The following is a 16,447-nucleotide window of genomic DNA, read 5'->3' as shown; positions in this document are numbered from 1 at the left end:
ATCAGTCGCAACTGCCTCATGCATGCTCGACGAACACGTCGGCAAACACCTGATTCCTCGGCACGCCGGCTATGAACAACCGCCGCGCGAACCGCTCGACGCTCCCCGGCGCCCCGCACACCAGCGCGACGGTCTGCCGCGATGACGGCCGCAACCCTGCCAGCGCCTCCTCCATATGCTCCGCCAGTACCAGCTCGGCCTGAACACCCTCCATTTCCCGCAACGGACCCGCCAGGTAGTGCCCAAGGTCATCGCGCGTGACATGCACCACCCTGATTTCCCCTTGGTGCCCCTGCCGTAACGCCTCGCGCAAGATGCCCCACAATGGCGCCAGCCCCGTACCCGCTGCCAGCAACCAGAGCGGTCGCGCTTGCCAGTCTGGGTCGTAATGCAACGCTCCGCCTCGAATCTCCCCCACGCGCAGCACGTCACCGACCTGCAGCACGCGCGCCTTGTCGCAAAAGGCGCCTGGCCGTTGGCAGTCGATATGAAACTCAAGAAAGTCATCTTCGCCGGGCAGGCTTGCCACGGAGTAAGGCCGCGCCAGCGAGCCGTTCCACAGCACCACATGCTGCCCGGCCTGGTAACGCAACGTCCGCTCCGGCCGCAGACGAAGACGCAGCACTTCGCCAAACCAGTCCACCGCGCAGACCTGCGCGGCAATGCCATCGTGCAGCGGATCGAATACCGCCACGCGCAAATCCTCGACCACGCGGCACTGACAGGCCAGGCGCCAACCCTGGGCGTGCTTTTCCAGCGCCAATGCCTCGGGCAAGGCATCCACCGGCTGCCCATCCAGGCAATGCACCAGGCAGGCATGGCAACTGCCTGCCCGGCAACTGAAAGGCACGTTGAACCCTGCCTCGTTGAGGGCATCGAGCAAGTTACTGCCGGTCGGCACCGCCCAGCGGTGCTCGCCCACGCAAAGTTCGGGCATGGTGGGTGTTTCTCCAAAAGTCACGCTTGCACTGTAAGTCAAGGGCGCAACGGCAGCAAAAAAGATGCCCAAGCGCTGCCGACCATGGTCCAGACCAGTCGCAGGTGTTTCATCGCCACAGGCGCGCTATACTGCCGCGCCTTTTTCCGTCGGCCTGACCAGCCGGCGCCTTGCAAGGCGCTTCGACACGCTGGTCGGCACCGTCGAGCGTCTTTTTGAATGTTCCCGTCTTTAAGAGGAGCGCGCTGCATGACCGTGATCAAGCAAGACGACCTGATTCAGAGCGTCGCCGACGCCCTGCAATTCATCTCGTACTACCACCCCGTCGATTTCATCCAGGCGATGCACGAGGCCTACCTGCGTGAAGAGTCGCCTGCTGCGCGCGACTCCATCGCCCAGATCCTGATCAACTCGCGCATGTGCGCCACCGGCCACCGCCCGATCTGCCAGGACACCGGTATCGTCACCGTGTTCATCCGCGTGGGCATGGACGTGCGCTGGGACGGCGCCACCATGAGCGTCGACGACATGATCAACGAAGGTGTGCGTCGCGCCTACAACCTGCCTGAGAACGTCCTGCGCGCCTCGATCCTGGCCGACCCGGCCGGTGCCCGCAAGAACACCAAGGACAACACCCCGGCTGTCATCCACTACTCGATCGTCCCTGGCGACAAGGTCGAAGTCGATGTCGCGGCCAAGGGCGGCGGCTCCGAGAACAAGTCGAAGATGGCCATGCTCAACCCGTCCGACTCGATCGTCGACTGGGTCCTGAAGACCGTCCCGACCATGGGCGCAGGCTGGTGCCCGCCTGGCATGCTCGGCATCGGCATCGGCGGCACCGCCGAGAAAGCCGCGGTCATGGCCAAGGAAGTGTTGATGGAGTCCATCGACATTCATGAACTGAAAGCACGCGGCCCACAGAACCGCCTCGAAGAGATCCGCCTGGAGCTGTTCGAGAAGGTCAACCAACTGGGCATCGGCGCCCAGGGCCTGGGCGGTCTGACCACCGTGCTCGACGTCAAGATCATGGATTACCCGACCCACGCCGCCTCCTTGCCGGTGTGCATGATCCCGAACTGCGCCGCCACCCGTCACGCGCACTTCGTGCTCGATGGCTCCGGCCCGGCCGAGCTGGAAGCGCCATCGCTGGACGCCTACCCGGAAATCGTCTGGGAAGCCGGCCCGAGCGCCCGTCGCGTCAACCTCGACGACATCACGCCGGAAGAAGTCGCCAGCTGGAAACCGGGCGAGACCATCCTGCTCAACGGCAAGATGCTGACCGGCCGCGACGCTGCGCACAAGCGCATGGTCGAGATGCTCAACCGTGGTGAAGAGCTGCCGGTCGACCTCAAAGGCCGCTTCATCTACTACGTCGGCCCGGTCGACCCGGTCGGTAACGAAGTGGTAGGCCCAGCCGGCCCGACCACCGCCACCCGCATGGACAAGTTCACCCGCCAGATCCTCGAGCAGACCGGCCTGTTGGGCATGATCGGTAAATCCGAGCGCGGCCCTGCTGCCATCGAAGCGATCAAGGACAACAAAGCCGTCTACCTGATGGCCGTCGGCGGCGCCGCCTACCTGGTGGCCCAGGCGATTCGCAAGTCGAAGGTTCTGGCCTTCGCCGAGCTGGGCATGGAAGCGATCTACGAGTTCGAGGTCAAGGACATGCCAGTGACCGTCGCCGTGGACAGCCAAGGCGAATCGGTCCACATCACTGGCCCAGCCCTGTGGCAGAGCAAAATCGCCGAAAGCCTGGCGGTTGAAGTGAAGTAAGGCTGTAGTAACCGGCGCCGGCCCCTACAAAACCTGTAGGTGCCGGCTTGCCGACAATGGGTCCGTACGAGCCTAGCCGACCCTCTCGAACTGCTCCGGCCAGTCCCTACGGGTAAACACCTGCCCTTCTCGCCTCACCCGTCGCACGGTCTCCAGGTCCACCTCGCACACCAACCACTGGCTGCTCGCCGGATTCAGTTGCTCGCTCTGGGCAATCACACCATCGCTGGGCATCCCGAAATCGGGTGGCACGAACAGCCCTGCCCGCCCAATGTTTTCGTCCAAGGCCGGTGACCAAGGCGCCAGGCCCACCGTAGGGCTTTGCAAAACGGCGATCTGGTTCTCCAGGGCTCGCGCCTGAGCGCCGATGCGTACCCGATGAAAACCCGCTTCGGTATCGGTGCAGCTAGGTGCCAGAATCAGGTCGGCCCCTTGCTCCGCCAAACGCCTGGCCAATATCGGAAACTCATTGTCATAACAGATCAGAATGCCCAGTCGCCCCCAAGGGGTGTCGAATACCTGCAACCCCTGCCCCGCTGCGATGTTCCATTGCTCACGTTCGAAACGGGTCATCATCAGCTTGTCCTGATAACCCATCATCCCCTGCGGGCCGAACAACCAGGCGCGGTTGCGGTACTGCCCATCACTGTCGAGCACCGGCAAGCTGCCGGGCTGCAGGTAAACGCCCCATTGCCGAGCGATGCCTTCACACAACGCCAGCCAACGCTCCACCAGGGGCTGGATGCCAGCGATGGACGCTCTCAGGTCGCCACGCTGCTCCGTCGGTAACTGCCCGCTCAGTACCAGCCCTGCGTATTCCGGCAACAGCAGCAATTGAGCGCCCTCGGCCACCGCTGCCGCACACAGCCTCTGTAAGTGCCCGGCATAGGCTTCCCAGGTTTCATGCAACTCGATGGCGTACTGGCAAGCCGCCAGGCGAATCATATCGGCAGTTCCTTGACCCAGAACGACATCAGCTTGGCAGATTCCTCCTGCTCATCCAGGTCGCGCCAGGCATAGGTGGTCCGCAGCGAGGGGTCATGCAGGAACCCGCGGTTTCGCCAAAAGCCGTGCAGGGGCTTGTAGTCGGCGGGCCTGCGCGGGTGCGCGCCTGGGCGCTCGACCGCACAGAATGCACAGTGATCGAACTCAGCCAGTTTGTGCGCGTAGGACTCACGTTCAATGAAGAATCGCACACCCAGGCCTCGCCCCCGATAAGCCGGAAGCACCACGGACTCGCCAAAATAATAGACGCTGGCAGGATCGCGCCCCTGGGCCAGGAACGGCTGCTGGAACTGCGTGGCCACATCGACCAACGGCAGGCCGGTCGAGGCACCGACCACCTTGCCGTCATCGAGCGCCAGCACGACCAGGCTACGTCCGGAACGCGCGTAGGTGTCGAGGTAATCGGCTTCGTATTCCATGTCGCCGTCGTAGAGGTAGGGAAACTCGCGGAACACTGTAAGGCGTAGGCGAGCGAGGTCATCGATGTAAGGCGCGCTGGCGGCGCCGTGCAACAGGCGGATTTCCATGCTTGGCGGTCGTTTTGTCGATGTGGATGACGTGCTCGGCTAAGCCGGGCTTGAGGGGAAACCCTATCATCGGGCCAACGTCGATCCCTTTCCCGTACACGACAGGAACATTGCCATGACCGCTACCGAACTCGTCAACGCCTACTACGCCGCCTTCAATGCCGGCGACATGCCGGCCTTTCTCGCCTTGCTCAGCGAAGATGTGATCCACGACATCAACCAGGGCGAGCGGCAGATGGGCAAGGCGGCCTTTGCCGCGTTCATGGACAAGATGAACCGTTGCTACCGCGAGCGCCTGGCCGATATCGTGGTAATGCAGAACGCCGACGGCAGCCGGGCTGCAGCGGAGTTCACCGTGCATGGGGCGTATCTGGCCGATGACGAGGGCTTGCCGCCGGCCAATGGACAGACCTATGTGCTGCCGGCCGGGGCGTTCTTCTATATTCATTGCGGCAAGATCGCCCGAGTGACCAACTACTACAACCTCAATGACTGGGTTGAGCAGGTGGCCTGAAGCGAATCGCGCTATCACCGGCAAGCCGGCTCCTCCACCGATTCTGCAGGAGCCGGCTTGCTGGCGATCGTGCCCCGGTCAGGCGATACGCGTGCCCAGTACCTTCAGAAATGCCGCCAGCCACGCCGGATGCGCCGGCCAGGCAGGCGCAGTCACCAGGTTGCCTTCCACATGCGCCTGGTCCACTGCAATATCGATGAATTTACCACCCGCCAGTCGCACCTCGGGTGCGCACGCCGGATAGGCACTGCACTCGCGCCCCTCGAGCACCCCGGCCGCCGCCAGCAACTGCGCGCCATGACACACAGCTGCAATGGGTTTACCTGCATCATCGAATGCCTTGACCAGCGCCAGTACCTTTTCATTCAGGCGCAGATACTCCGGTGCGCGCCCTCCTGGAATCAGCAGCGCGTCATAGCGCTCAGCGCGGACCTGCACGAAGTCGTAGTTCAGCGCAAAGTTGTGCCCAGGCTTTTCGCTGTAGGTCTGCTCGCCCTCGAAATCGTGAATCGCCGTGCGCACGGTCTGCCCGGCGACCTTTTCCGGGCACACCGCATGCACGGTATGACCGACCATGCGCAGGGCCTGGAATGGCACCATCGCTTCGTAATCTTCGACGTAGTCGCCCACCAGCATGAGAATCTTCTTCGCCGTCATCGCATCCACTCCTTCCGTTGTAGGGGAACAGTCACTGCACGATAGACGGGTTATGCGCCTCTGGATATGCGCCGCCAGTCTCAATCGCGGCGGTCGAGGAAGTTCACCACCAGTCGATCGAGCCAACCCCACACCCGCTGCTTCACCCGCCGCCAGAGTGGCCTGGCATTCCAATGGTCGAGGTCGACGACTTCGCTCAGGGCAAAATCACGCTCGAAGCTTGCCGCCACAGCGGCCGTGAGCGAGGGATCCAGGGCTTCGACGTTGGCTTCGAGATTGAAGCGCAAGTTCCAATGGTCGAAGTTGCACGAGCCAATGCTGACCCAGTCATCCACCAACGCCATTTTCAGGTGCAGGAAGCAAGGCTGGTATTCATAGATCCGTACACCGGCGCGCAGCAGACGGGGGTAATACCGATGCCCGGCATAACGCACCGAGGGGTGATCCGTGCGTGGTCCGGTCAGCAGAAGGCGGACATCGACCCCTTTGCCGGCCGCCCGTCGCAACGACCGGCGCACACTCCAGGTCGGCAGGAAGTATGGCGTCGCCAGCCATATGCGCTTCTGCCCGCTGTTCAGCGCGCGTACCAGCGAGTGCAGGATATCCTGATGCTGACGGGCGTCCGCGTATGCCACCCTGCCCATGCCTTGCCCTTGCACCGGAACCTTGGGCAGGCGCGGCAGGCCAAAGCCCTCGGCAGGACGCCAGGCCGTGCGCCGGTTGTTGGCCTGCCATTGGCGATCGAAAAGCATTTGCCAGTCGGACACCACAGCCCCGCTCATCTGCACCATGACCTCATGCCATTCGCTGGTTTCGTGGCCCGGTGTCCAGAACTCGTCGGTGACGCCCGTACCGCCGACCGCTGCCCAGCTTTCGTCCACCAACAGCAACTTACGGTGATCGCGGTAGAGGTTTCGCAGCCCCCGACGCCAGCGCAGGCGGTTGTACCAGCGCAGGTACACCCCGGCGTCCAGCAAGCGTTGGCGCAAAACGGACGTAAAGGCGAGCGAGCCGTAGTCATCGAACAGGCAGCGTACCCGCACGCCGCGCCCGGCGGCCTGCTCCAGCGCTTCGACCACCGCCTCGGCACAGGCGCCCGCTTCGACCAGGTACAACTCCAGATCGACTTGGAACTCGGCCCGCGCAATGGCCTGCAGCATGCGCGGAAAGAACTCAGGGCCGTCGATCAGCAGCTCGAACTGATTGCCATCCCTCCAAGGGAATACCGGCCCCGGCATGTCAGCGGGCGTTGAAGATCAGCACCGCATTAACCGGCACCGTAGGGTTGATGGACTTGAGCTTGGCGAACTTGCGCAGACGCTGCAGGCCAGGCAGCAGACCATAGTCCTCGGCGCGCAGAATCAGGGGTTCGAGCGTTACTACCTGAAACCGCCGCTCATCCAGCCGAGTGGCCAACAGCAAGGCGTTGTAGCTGTGGGAGCGACCGTGCAGGGTAACGGTGAGCGGCAAGCGCAGTTCAATTTGCGCTCCGTTGGCCAGGTCGTTGATGGGCCGCAGGTCGATCTGCGCTTTGACCGTCGCTTCGGCGAATTGGTCGACGTCGAACAAGTCTTCACGCATGCGCTCGTCACGCAACGGAATACCGCTGCTCACCGAATCCATCTCGATACGCAGTGCCGCTGCACCTTTGCGGTCGACTGTGCCATGCAAGACCAGAAAGCGATGGATCTCGGCCGTGTCGCCGTTCTTGCCAGTGACGAACGAGAGGCGCGAAGACTCGCCATCGAGGTGCCAGTTGGCGTGGGCGGGCAGGCACATGGCCAGGAGCAATGCGGGTAGAAGACGGGGCAGCTTGAACATGACAGATCTCGTGAAACTTGACCGCCAACCTTACCCGCCCGCTTTCAAGGCAGCAAGCGGCAGCCCTCGCGCTCGCCCTGCCAGAGCGCCTGGTTGCGCTGGCCCAGGCCTTCGGCGGTGACCAGGCGTTGCATGGGGTCCTCTTGTAGCAGGCTCAACGGCAGGTATTGCTTCACGTAACCGCGGCAATAGGCCCGGTCGAAGCCCATGACGAACCGGCAAGAGCAATACTCCTTGGCAGAATACGCTGACAGTATCGCGGGAAAATCCGCCAGCGCCTGACGCTCCTGCCACGCCCAGGCCAGCAGTATCACCAACACCAGCAACAGCACGGGTTTCATCCCCCCTCCTTGACCACGGCCGCCAACACTCGCTTGAGCAACTCGTTGTGGCTGTAGCGGCCGTCACGGTCATCGGCGTAGCGGACGACCACCAGTTTCTGCGCCGGCAGCACATACAGTGCCTGGCCCCAGTGGCCAAGCGCGGCATAGGCCTGTGGCGGTACATCCGGCCACGGCGGGGCATGGCCGGGCAGTGGCTGGTTGAGCCACCAATGGCCGCCTGGGTTGGCTTCGCCGGGTACGGCCTGGGCCTCGTCGAACAGCGTACGGTTGAAGCTGACCCACTGCGCAGGCAGCAGTTGCCGCTCACGCCAGCGGCCTTCGCGCAGCATCAGCAGGCCGATACGCGCGAGGTCCCGGGCGCTGAGGTACAGATAGGAAGAGCCGACGTAGGTGCCTGCGCCATCACGCTCCCAGACTGCGCTTTCTATGCCCAGAGGAGTGAACAACGCCTGCCAGGGATAGTCGGCGTACGTCTCCGGCTCGACCATACCGTGCAGGGCTGCCGCCAGCACATTGCTGTCGCCGCTGGAGTAGAAAAAGCGCTGGCCTGGCCGCTCGCTGGCGCCACGCGAGGCGGTATAGGCGGCCATGTCGTTACGCCCACGGGTATACAGCATGGCCACCACGGAAGACTTCAACGGCGCGTATTCATAGTCTTCCTGCCAGTCCAGCCCGCTGGCCCAGTGCAGCAGATCGGCCAGGCGCACGTCCGGGTGTGCCTGCATGGGCGGGTAGAAGCGGGCCACCGGGTCCTGAAGTTGAAAACGTCCTTCGCCGTGGGCCACCCCCAGCAGCGTGGCCAGCACGCTTTTGCTGACCGACCAGGTCAGGTGCGCCGTGCTGGCCGTGGTGGGGGCTGCGTAACGCTCGTGGATGATGCGCCCATCGTGGATGATCAACAGCGCATCGGTGCGCACGCCGCTGCGCTCGGTGGGGCTGCGTTCGGCGAAGGCGTAAGTGTCGACGGAGTGCCAGTCGACAGGGGTGTTTTCGAGCCGCCAATCCGGCTCGGGCCACTCCTCGGCCCAGGCTGTGGCTAACGTCATACCGGACACGAGCAGCAATTGCCTGAGGAGGGTCATGGGATTCAACGATCAGTGCGGTCCTGGGGGCTACGGCCCTGCGTCGCGAAAGGGCCGCAAAGCGGCCCCAAGGCTCGTCAGATCTCCGAAGCCTGCCTGACGTTCATGACAATCCCGCTGTCTCCCAGGCTTTGGCCAGGCGTTTATCCCGCGCCGCAGCTGCCAGCGCCAGGACGCCCTGATCCCGTTGCCACAATTGCGCCCAATGCGCCGGCCCAGCTTTCAGGGCCTTGTCGATATCCCCCCGCAATGCCTGGAACTGGGCGAACAGTCCGCCCAGCAGCAGATGACAACCCACGCTGTCGGCACATTGACGACTGCCCTCGGCGCAACCCGCCAGCACTCCCAGGAGCCGCAAGCGCAATTCCTGCGGCCAAGCGCATTCCTGACCGACGCCATACAGCCATGCCGTCAGCGCCGCGAGCACATAAAGGTCTTCCAGCGAACGGAACGGCTTGACGTAGGCATCCCAGCCATCCCCCGCCAACAACTCGCAGGCAGCCTGCTGCAATACCAATCGGCCATGGCCGACCTCCGGCATCAGCGGCAAGGTTGGTAACGCTTCCAGCGTCACGCCCGGCTCGCCTGGATACACCACCGCCAGTTGCAACCTCGGCGCCTCACCTGGCGCTTCGCTGCGCGCAGCCACCAGCAGCCACTCGGCATCGAGCCCGGCGGTGACGAAGTCCTTGCTACCACTCAGGCGCAGCCCGTCCAGCCGTGTATGCATGTCCGCCGGCCGCACGCTACGCCGTTCGGTCGCGCACAAGGCGCCAAGGCTGGCAGGCGCGCTGGGCCAGAGCACGCGCAGCGCCGCCTGGTAACCGATCAGAAATGCCAGGCCCGGCGTGGCCATGGCACGCCCCCCGAGCACGGCCAGCTCGAACGGAGCAGCCGCACCCAGGCGCTCCAGCTGTGCGGTGTATACCTCGCCCAGGGTGCCCGCCAGCGGCTGGCGATAGGGGTCGTTGAGTCGTTGCAACCAGGGCATCACAGGCTCCTCCGAGGGGTTGTCACGCAAGCATCACCAAAGATTCACGGGGGTGACACCGCACCTACCTAGGCTGACTTTGCACAACAAAGCCGACCGGCCGCAACCCTTCATGGCTGGCTTATGGAGACTCGTATGACTCGGATCGCTCGCTCTGGCGACAATAGCACTGAACGCCGTCTGCAAGCCGAACGCCTGGTCGGCGCCACGGCCCTGCAGGAAGCCCAGGCCTTGCGCTACAAAGTGTTCAGCGCAGAATTCAAGGCCAAGCTCAAAGGTGCCGAACAGGGTCTGGACATGGACGACTACGACGTGCACTGCCGTCATATCGGCGTGCGCGACCTGAGCACCGGCGAACTGGTAGCCACCACACGCCTGCTCGATCACCAGGCTGCCAGTAGCCTGGGTCGTTTCTACAGCGAAGAAGAATTCAGCCTGCACGGTCTGCTGCAATTGCAAGGGCCGCTCCTGGAATTGGGGCGCACCTGCGTCGACCCCGCCTACCGCAATGGCGGCACCATCGCCGTGCTCTGGGGCGAACTGGCCGAAGTGCTCAACGAAGGCCGCTACAGCTACCTGATGGGCTGCGCCAGCATTCCGATGCAGGACGGCGGCGTCCAGGCCCACGCCATCATGCAGCGCCTGCGCGAACGCTACCTGTGCACCGAACACCTGCGTGCCGAACCGAAGAAACCCCTGCCGAGCCTGCCGCTGCCGAACAACGTCATTGCCCAGCTGCCGCCCCTGCTCAAGGCCTACATGCGCCTGGGGGCGAAAATCTGCGGCGAGCCATGCTGGGACGAAGACTTCCAGGTTGCCGACGTGTTCATCCTGCTCAAGCGGGACGACCTCTGCCCGCGGTACGCCCGCCACTTCAAGGCGGCCGTCTGATGCCGAAAGTGCGGGTACTCGCCCGCCTGACACGACTGATGCTGGTATTGCTGCTAGGCGTGCTGATGGCCAGCGTCATCGCCCTCGGCGAACGCCTGGGGTTGAAGGCGTCCTCCGAACGCCGCCAGCGCTGGACTTGCCTGTTCATGAAACGGCTGGTCGCCGCCTTGCCCTTCGAGATCCGGGTATTCGGCGAGCTGCCGCCAAAACCGATGCTGTGGGTCAGCAACCACGTGTCCTGGACCGATATTCCACTGCTGGGCATGCTGATGCCGTTGTCGTTCCTGTCCAAAGCCGAAGTGCGCCATTGGCCGCTGGCCGGCTGGCTGGCAGAGAAGGCCGGCACGCTGTTCATTCGCCGTGGCGGTGGCGACGCCCAGCGCCTGCGCGAGCAGATCAGCGAGCGGTTGGGCCAGGCGCAGCCGCTGCTGATCTTCCCGGAAGGCACTACCACCGATGGCCGGCAACTGCGCACCTTCCACGGCCGCTTGCTGGCGGGCGCCATCGATCGCGGCATACCGGTGCAACCAGTGGCCATCCAGTACCTGCGTGAAGGCGAAACCGACCCCTTTGCACCGTTCATTGGCGAGGACGACCTCGTATCGCATTTGATGCGATTGTTTGGTCAGCCGCCAGGCGAGGTGCACATCCACTTGCTGGCGCCTATCTGCAGCGTGGAAAAAGAGCGAGCGGCCCTGGCATTTCAGGCGCAGCAGGCGATCCACCTGACGCTGTTCGGGGTCAGGGAGGACGAGGTGGTAACCCGTCGGCAGCCTCGGGCGGCCTGAAGCTTTCGCGGGGGATCCCTGGTTCAAACACGCCCCGCTGCGGCGAATGCCTGCAACTGCGGATAGAACGCACGAAAATCCGCCAGCAATGGCTCGTACAACCGCTCCAGCTCGTCCATGACACCGGCCATTCCCTCAGGGCGCGACAACCGCCGGCCAATACCCCTGAATACCTGCTCCAGGGTCGCGAAATCGCCATAGGCCCCAAGCCAGTCATCCGCAGCCATGAACGGCGCGATATGCGCCAGTCGCCCTGGCAGCTCGGGCTCGGCCAGCAGCACGCGATAGAAGTCCTGCGTGAACGCCGCCAGTGGTTGATCGGCGTAGTCGCCCCAATGACGTGCCAGGCAATGGTCGAAGAACACGTCCAGGATGATCCCGGCATAACGCCGCCGCTCCTGGGGAAAACGCGCCAACGCGGCCAACACCAGGGGATGGCGGTCGGTGTAGCTGTCAATGTGACGGTGCAGCCGAATGGCAGCCTCAAGGGCTGGCGGGAAGCGCCCTTCCAAGGCGCCTTTGACGAAGTCGCCGTAGAGACTGCCCAGCAGTTGCTGTGGCGCCGGCCCCCCCAAGTGCAGATGCGCGAGATAGTTCATGGACGCAGTCTAGCACCGTCCCCGGGCATATCGTTATAACGCGATATAGCGATTCGTGCTCAGCTCAGAACGACTTCATATTTGTATATCGCGAACTAACGATCTACATTTCGCTTCATCGCGATATACCGCTACACCACGAGCCTAACCATGCCTCTCGATCTCGACGAAATCATCAAAGCCTTGGCCCATCCGGTCCGGCGAGAAATCCTCACCTGGCTGAAGGACCCGGCAGCGCAATTCCCTGACCAGTACCACAGCACCGAGCACGGCGTCTGTGCCGGGCAGATCGACCAACGCTGCGGCCTGTCGCAGTCGACGGTCTCCGCCCACCTGGCCACCTTGCAACGCGCCGGCCTCATCAGCAGCCAGAAGATCGGCCAGTGGCATTTTTTCAAACGTAACGAGGACACCATCAAGGCGTTCCTCGCGCAGATGAGCCAAGAGCTCTGACAAGGACCACGACATGACCACCCTTTTCGATCCGATCACCCTCGGCGACCTGCAATTGCCCAACCGCATCATCATGGCCCCTCTCACCCGCTGCCGCGCCGACGAAGGCCGCGTGCCCAATGCACTGATGGCCGAGTACTACGTGCAGCGTGCTAGCGCCGGGCTGATCCTGAGCGAGGCGACTTCAGTGACGCCCATGGGCGTCGGCTACCCCGACACCCCCGGCATCTGGTCCGACGACCAGGTACGCGGCTGGAACAACGTGACCAAGGCAGTGCACGCCGCAGGCGGTCGCATGTTCCTGCAGTTGTGGCACGTTGGCCGTATCTCGCACCCCAGCTACCTCAATGGTGAATTGCCGGTAGCACCGAGCGCGATCAAGCCCAAGGGCCACGTGAGCCTGGTGCGGCCCCTTGCCGACTACCCTACCCCGCGTGCCCTGGAGACCGAAGAGATTGCCGACATCGTCGAGGCTTACCGGGTAGGTGCGGAAAATGCCAAGGCCGCCGGTTTCGACGGCGTCGAGATTCACGGCGCCAACGGCTACCTGCTTGACCAGTTCTTGCAGAGCAGCACCAACCAGCGCACCGACCGTTATGGTGGCTCGCTGGAAAACCGTGCGCGTCTGCTGCTGGAAGTGACCGATGCGGCAATCGAAGTATGGGGCCCTGGCCGCGTCGGCGTTCACCTGGCGCCACGTGCCGACTCCCATGACATGGGCGACGACAATCGTGCCGAAACGTTCACCTATGTCGCCCGTGAACTGGGCAAGCGCGGCATTGCGTTCATCTGCTCGCGCGAGAAGGAAGCCGATGACAGCATCGGCCCGCTGATCAAGGAAGCGTTCGCAGGCCCTTACATCGTCAACGAACGTTTCGACAAGACCAGCGCGAACGCGGCACTGGCCAGTGGCAGGGCGGATGCAGTGGCCTTTGGTGTGCCATTCATCGCCAACCCTGACTTGCCTGCACGCCTGGCTGCGGATGCGCCGCTGAACCAGGCGCACCCTGAAACCTTCTACGCCAAGGGGCCGGTCGGCTACATCGACTATCCGCGGATGTAATCGCAGCCCTGGTCGCCGGCAACCCGGCGATCAGGGGTGCAACGGTTCTCAGGGCCGCGCGTTGATCTGCTGTTGCAGGTTCTGGATCTGACTTTGCAGGGTATTGATGCTACGAGTGGTCTGCCCACGAAACGCATCGAACTCCTGGACCGAAGCCCCACCAGAGGCCGCTGCCGGTCGGTTGTCCGCCTGGCTCTTCAATACCAGCACATCTTGCTCCAGGCTCTCGATCGCGGCGTTGGGGTTGCCCTGCTTTTTCAGCGCTGCCACTTCTTCGCTCAGGTTCTTCAGCTGGCCATCGAGCTTGCCACCGTCCACCTGCCCCGACTTCAGTGCCGCCAGTTCAGCGTTCACTGCCTTCAACTGCGCCTGCAGCTGGCTTTGCAGCTCGGTGACCGCCTTCTGCTGTTCGCGGGTGTCAGCCAGCACTTGCTCCAGACGCTTGCCCAAGTCTCCCGCCTGCCCGGCCACACCCTGTTGCTGCTTGCCCTGCTCGGCCAGACTGGCCTGCAACTGACGAATCTGCAGCTTCAAAGCCTCGCTCCCGGTGTTGGCAGTGGACTCCGTGGCCGCCACTTTGCCGCTGATCGCCTGCAGTCGCCCAGCAGCTTCCTCGCTGATGCGGGCGAAGCTTTCCTGGGTAGCTACCAGTTGCTGCTCCATCAGCGTGATCTGCTGGAAGCTCCACCAACCGAGGCCTGCCAGCGCGATGACCGAAGCCCCGAGCAAGGCCCACAGCGGGCCGGTGCTGGCCGGGCGAGCAGCCTTGTGCCGGCTGCGCGCCACGTGCGCGGGCAGCAGTTCGTCATCATCAGGGGTGCCGGCCCGCAGGGTCGGCCCGTCATCGAAGTCGTCGTGGGAATCGTTACGCATGGGTGCATTCAACCGCAGTAGTAGCAAAGAGGCATGATTATAAACCGCTCGCGCGGCGCACTGATGACCATCATCGGCACGCCAGGTTCACTGGCCAGCCGGCAAGTGCTTCCACCACGCACAGAATTCATCCAGCGCCGTCCACAGGCTCACCTTGGGCTGGTAGTCCAAGTAGTGCCGCGCGCGGCTGATATCCAGGGTGAAATCGCGGCTCATCACCTGCATCCCCAGGCGTGACAACGTTGGCTGCGGTCGACCGGGCCAGAGCAGGCAGGCCGCCTCGTTGATGGCCGCGAGACTGTAGGCCAGCCCATAGGAGCGGTAGCGGGTGACTTGCGGCAACTGCATCTGGCGCATCACATAGTTGACCACGTCCCACAACGGCAGCGGGTGCCCGTTACTGATGTTGTAGGCCTGGCCAAGGGCACGGTCTTCGGCGAACAGGGCACTGAGCAGCGCCTCGTTGAGGTTGTGCACACTGGTGAAGTCGACCTTGTTCAGGCCATTGCCAATGATGGCTACCCGGCCCTTGCGCTGCATGTTCATCAAGCGCGGGAAAATGCTGGCATCCCCTGCGCCCGTGACGAACCGTGGGCGCAGGGCCAACACTTCCAGGCCGAACTCCTGGGCGCCGAAGACCTTCTGTTCGGCCAGGTACTTGGTCTGCGCGTAGTGGTCGTGGAAACGCCGGGGTATCTGGTCTTCACGAACGTCCAGACGCGAGCGGCCATTGAAGTAGATCGACGGCGACGACAAGTGCACCAGGCGCCGCACATGCTCTTTCAGGCAGCCCTCTACGACGTTCTCGGTGACCACCACATTGCCTTGGTGGAAATCCTGGTAACGCCCCCAGTTGCCCACAGCTCCGGCGCAGTGCACCACCGCCTCGACCCCTTGGCACAGACGACGCGCCAGCTCGGCATCGCCCAGGTCGCCCGGGATGAACTGCGCACCGCGCTTGACCAGATGCTCGACACCTTCGGCACGCCGACCGCTGACCCGCACGTCCAGGCCTTGCTCCAGGGCGAAACGCGCAAAGCGTCCGCCGATGAAGCCACTCGCGCCGGTGACCAGAATTCGCATGTAAGACCCCGTCTTGCCAGATTTCAGATGCAACTGACGCCAGCCGCGACTACAAGGGCACCAGCCATTGCCGTGCGCTGTGCCGCAAGTGATCGGTCAGTTGCGCGAGCAGGTGCCCGCCATTGCGCCAATGATGCCAGTACAACGGGACATCGATAGGAGTATCTACGCAGATTTCCACCAACTGACCGTTGGCCAGTTGCTCGCGGGCCTGCAATTCGGGAACCAGTCCCCAGCCCAGGCCGGCTTCGGTCATGCGCAGAAAACCCTCAGACGATGGGCAAAGGTGGTGCAGGAAGCCGTCCTGTATGCCGAGTGATGCCAGGTAGCGGTGCTGGAGGAAATCGTCCGGCCCGTAGACGATGGCCGGGGAGCGCGCCAGCCGCTTGGCATCGAAACCCTTGGGGAAATAACGCGCCATGAATGCCGGACTGGCCAGCGCCCGGTAGCGCATCGCCCCCAGCGCCAGGCTGCGCGCACCGGCCACCGGCCGTTCGCTGCCGCACAGGCAGGCCGCCACTTCACCGGCGCGCATGCGTTTGAGGCCAACCTCCTGGTCTTCCACCACCAGGTCGGTCAGCACTTGTTGCTCGGCACAGAACGCCCCCACCGCGCGCGCCCACCAGGTCGCCAGGCTGTCGGCGTTAAGCGCGATGCGCAAGCGCTCGGGCAAGCCCTCCTCGTCCAGCGCCGGTACCTGGCGCTGCAAGTCGCGCTCAAGCAGACGCACCTGCTGCACATGGTTGAGCAACTGCCGACCGACCTCGGTCGGACTCGGTGGTGCAGCCCGCACCAGCACCGGTTGGCCGACTCGCGCCTCAAGCAACTTGATGCGTTGCGATATCGCCGATTGCGACAACCCCAGCGCCTGTGCCGCCCGTTCGAAGCCGCCTTGCTCGATCACGGCGGCGAGCGCAGAGAGCAATTTGTAGTCGAACATCAATTTCCCTAATGACGGATCAGCGTTATTTGTTTTTCTTATACAGCGCTGTTCCCCACAATGGCCAGCAACTTCTTTCAGTCATCAGCACCCACGGCTTCGTGGG

Annotated in this window: 19 protein-coding genes; 6 read left to right on the top strand and 13 right to left on the bottom strand. The window is 63.5% G+C overall.

Going from position 1 to position 16,447, the window contains the following annotated elements; translation table 11 throughout:
• Positions 1–16: 16 nt before the first annotated feature.
• Entirely contained in the window at positions 17–937 is a 921-nt protein-coding gene (locus P3R38_RS04780; RefSeq protein ID WP_104882125.1) for an iron-sulfur-binding ferredoxin reductase, read from the bottom strand.
• 249 nt (positions 938–1,186) lie between these two features.
• On the opposite strand from P3R38_RS04780, the gene P3R38_RS04775 reads away from it, so the two are divergent.
• Complete coding sequence (locus P3R38_RS04775) at positions 1,187–2,710, top strand: fumarate hydratase (protein ID WP_277686871.1); 1,524 nt, start codon at positions 1,187–1,189, stop codon at positions 2,708–2,710.
• A 72-nt stretch (positions 2,711–2,782) separates the two neighbouring features.
• Here P3R38_RS04775 and P3R38_RS04770 read toward each other — a convergent pair whose 3' ends face one another.
• Positions 2,783–3,655, bottom strand: coding sequence for a carbon-nitrogen hydrolase family protein (locus tag P3R38_RS04770; protein WP_277686870.1), 873 nt, complete (start codon positions 3,653–3,655; stop codon positions 2,783–2,785).
• Positions 3,652–4,242: a GNAT family N-acetyltransferase gene (locus tag P3R38_RS04765; protein WP_023378888.1), complete on the bottom strand. Its 591-nt coding sequence runs from the start codon at positions 4,240–4,242 to the stop codon at positions 3,652–3,654. The genes P3R38_RS04770 and P3R38_RS04765 overlap by 4 nt, the downstream gene beginning before the upstream one ends.
• 115 nt (positions 4,243–4,357) lie before the next feature.
• Between P3R38_RS04765 and P3R38_RS04760 the strand changes: the two genes are divergently transcribed.
• Positions 4,358–4,756 (top strand): nuclear transport factor 2 family protein, encoded by a 399-nt coding sequence (locus P3R38_RS04760; RefSeq protein WP_023378887.1) that lies wholly within the window; start codon positions 4,358–4,360, stop codon positions 4,754–4,756.
• A 78-nt stretch (positions 4,757–4,834) separates the two neighbouring features.
• Here the strand turns inward: P3R38_RS04760 and P3R38_RS04755 are convergent, their stop codons facing one another.
• The 6 genes from P3R38_RS04755 to P3R38_RS04730 form a co-directional block, all read right to left on the bottom strand.
• Positions 4,835–5,413 (bottom strand): DJ-1/PfpI family protein, encoded by a 579-nt coding sequence (locus tag P3R38_RS04755; protein WP_023378886.1) that lies wholly within the window; start codon positions 5,411–5,413, stop codon positions 4,835–4,837.
• Between the two features lie 80 nt (positions 5,414–5,493).
• Complete coding sequence (locus tag P3R38_RS04750) at positions 5,494–6,651, bottom strand: phosphatidylserine/phosphatidylglycerophosphate/cardiolipin synthase family protein (RefSeq protein WP_023378885.1); 1,158 nt, start codon at positions 6,649–6,651, stop codon at positions 5,494–5,496.
• A 1-nt stretch (position 6,652) separates the two neighbouring features.
• The gene (locus tag P3R38_RS04745; protein WP_023378884.1) at positions 6,653–7,234 is read right to left on the bottom strand and encodes a YceI family protein; all 582 of its coding nucleotides are present in this window, start codon (positions 7,232–7,234) and stop codon (positions 6,653–6,655) included.
• A gap of 44 nt (positions 7,235–7,278) precedes the next feature.
• Entirely contained in the window at positions 7,279–7,575 is a 297-nt protein-coding gene (locus tag P3R38_RS04740; protein ID WP_023378883.1) for a hypothetical protein, read from the bottom strand.
• On the bottom strand, positions 7,572–8,660 hold the full coding sequence (locus tag P3R38_RS04735; RefSeq protein WP_023378882.1) for a serine hydrolase: 1,089 nt from the start codon (positions 8,658–8,660) through the stop codon (positions 7,572–7,574). The genes P3R38_RS04740 and P3R38_RS04735 overlap by 4 nt, the downstream gene beginning before the upstream one ends.
• 103 nt (positions 8,661–8,763) lie before the next feature.
• Complete coding sequence (locus P3R38_RS04730; RefSeq protein ID WP_023378881.1) at positions 8,764–9,651, bottom strand: hypothetical protein; 888 nt, start codon at positions 9,649–9,651, stop codon at positions 8,764–8,766.
• 135 nt (positions 9,652–9,786) lie between these two features.
• Between P3R38_RS04730 and olsB the strand changes: the two genes are divergently transcribed.
• Positions 9,787–10,542 (top strand): L-ornithine N(alpha)-acyltransferase, encoded by a 756-nt coding sequence (olsB, locus tag P3R38_RS04725; protein WP_104882128.1) that lies wholly within the window; start codon positions 9,787–9,789, stop codon positions 10,540–10,542.
• Complete coding sequence (locus P3R38_RS04720) at positions 10,542–11,330, top strand: lysophospholipid acyltransferase family protein (protein WP_023378879.1); 789 nt, start codon at positions 10,542–10,544, stop codon at positions 11,328–11,330. The genes olsB and P3R38_RS04720 overlap by 1 nt, the downstream gene beginning before the upstream one ends.
• Positions 11,331–11,353: 23 nt before the next feature.
• Here P3R38_RS04720 and P3R38_RS04715 read toward each other — a convergent pair whose 3' ends face one another.
• The gene (locus P3R38_RS04715) at positions 11,354–11,929 is read right to left on the bottom strand and encodes an ACP phosphodiesterase (RefSeq protein WP_023378878.1); all 576 of its coding nucleotides are present in this window, start codon (positions 11,927–11,929) and stop codon (positions 11,354–11,356) included.
• 150 nt (positions 11,930–12,079) lie between these two features.
• Between P3R38_RS04715 and P3R38_RS04710 the strand changes: the two genes are divergently transcribed.
• Positions 12,080–12,382, top strand: a complete 303-nt coding sequence (locus P3R38_RS04710) for a helix-turn-helix transcriptional regulator (protein ID WP_023378877.1) — start codon at positions 12,080–12,082, stop codon at positions 12,380–12,382.
• A 13-nt stretch (positions 12,383–12,395) separates the two neighbouring features.
• Positions 12,396–13,445, top strand: a complete 1,050-nt coding sequence (locus tag P3R38_RS04705; RefSeq protein ID WP_027908094.1) for an alkene reductase — start codon at positions 12,396–12,398, stop codon at positions 13,443–13,445.
• Positions 13,446–13,493: 48 nt separating this feature from the next.
• On the opposite strand, the gene P3R38_RS04700 is transcribed toward P3R38_RS04705, so the two are convergent.
• From P3R38_RS04700 to P3R38_RS04690, 3 genes are all read right to left on the bottom strand, one after another.
• Positions 13,494–14,318, bottom strand: coding sequence for an ATPase (locus tag P3R38_RS04700; RefSeq protein WP_104882916.1), 825 nt, complete (start codon positions 14,316–14,318; stop codon positions 13,494–13,496).
• An 87-nt stretch (positions 14,319–14,405) separates the two neighbouring features.
• Entirely contained in the window at positions 14,406–15,401 is a 996-nt protein-coding gene (locus P3R38_RS04695) for an NAD(P)-dependent oxidoreductase (protein WP_023378874.1), read from the bottom strand.
• A 49-nt stretch (positions 15,402–15,450) separates the two neighbouring features.
• Positions 15,451–16,341: a LysR family transcriptional regulator ArgP gene (locus P3R38_RS04690; protein ID WP_023378873.1), complete on the bottom strand. Its 891-nt coding sequence runs from the start codon at positions 16,339–16,341 to the stop codon at positions 15,451–15,453.
• Positions 16,342–16,447: the final 106 nt, after the last annotated feature.

The organism is Pseudomonas sp. NyZ480, from assembly GCF_029537255.1.
In the GTDB taxonomy this organism is placed as follows: Bacteria; Pseudomonadota; Gammaproteobacteria; order Pseudomonadales; family Pseudomonadaceae; genus Aquipseudomonas; species Aquipseudomonas taiwanensis.
The sequence above is the reverse complement of the archived record's forward strand: the minus strand, read 5'-3'. Positions and strand labels throughout refer to the sequence as shown.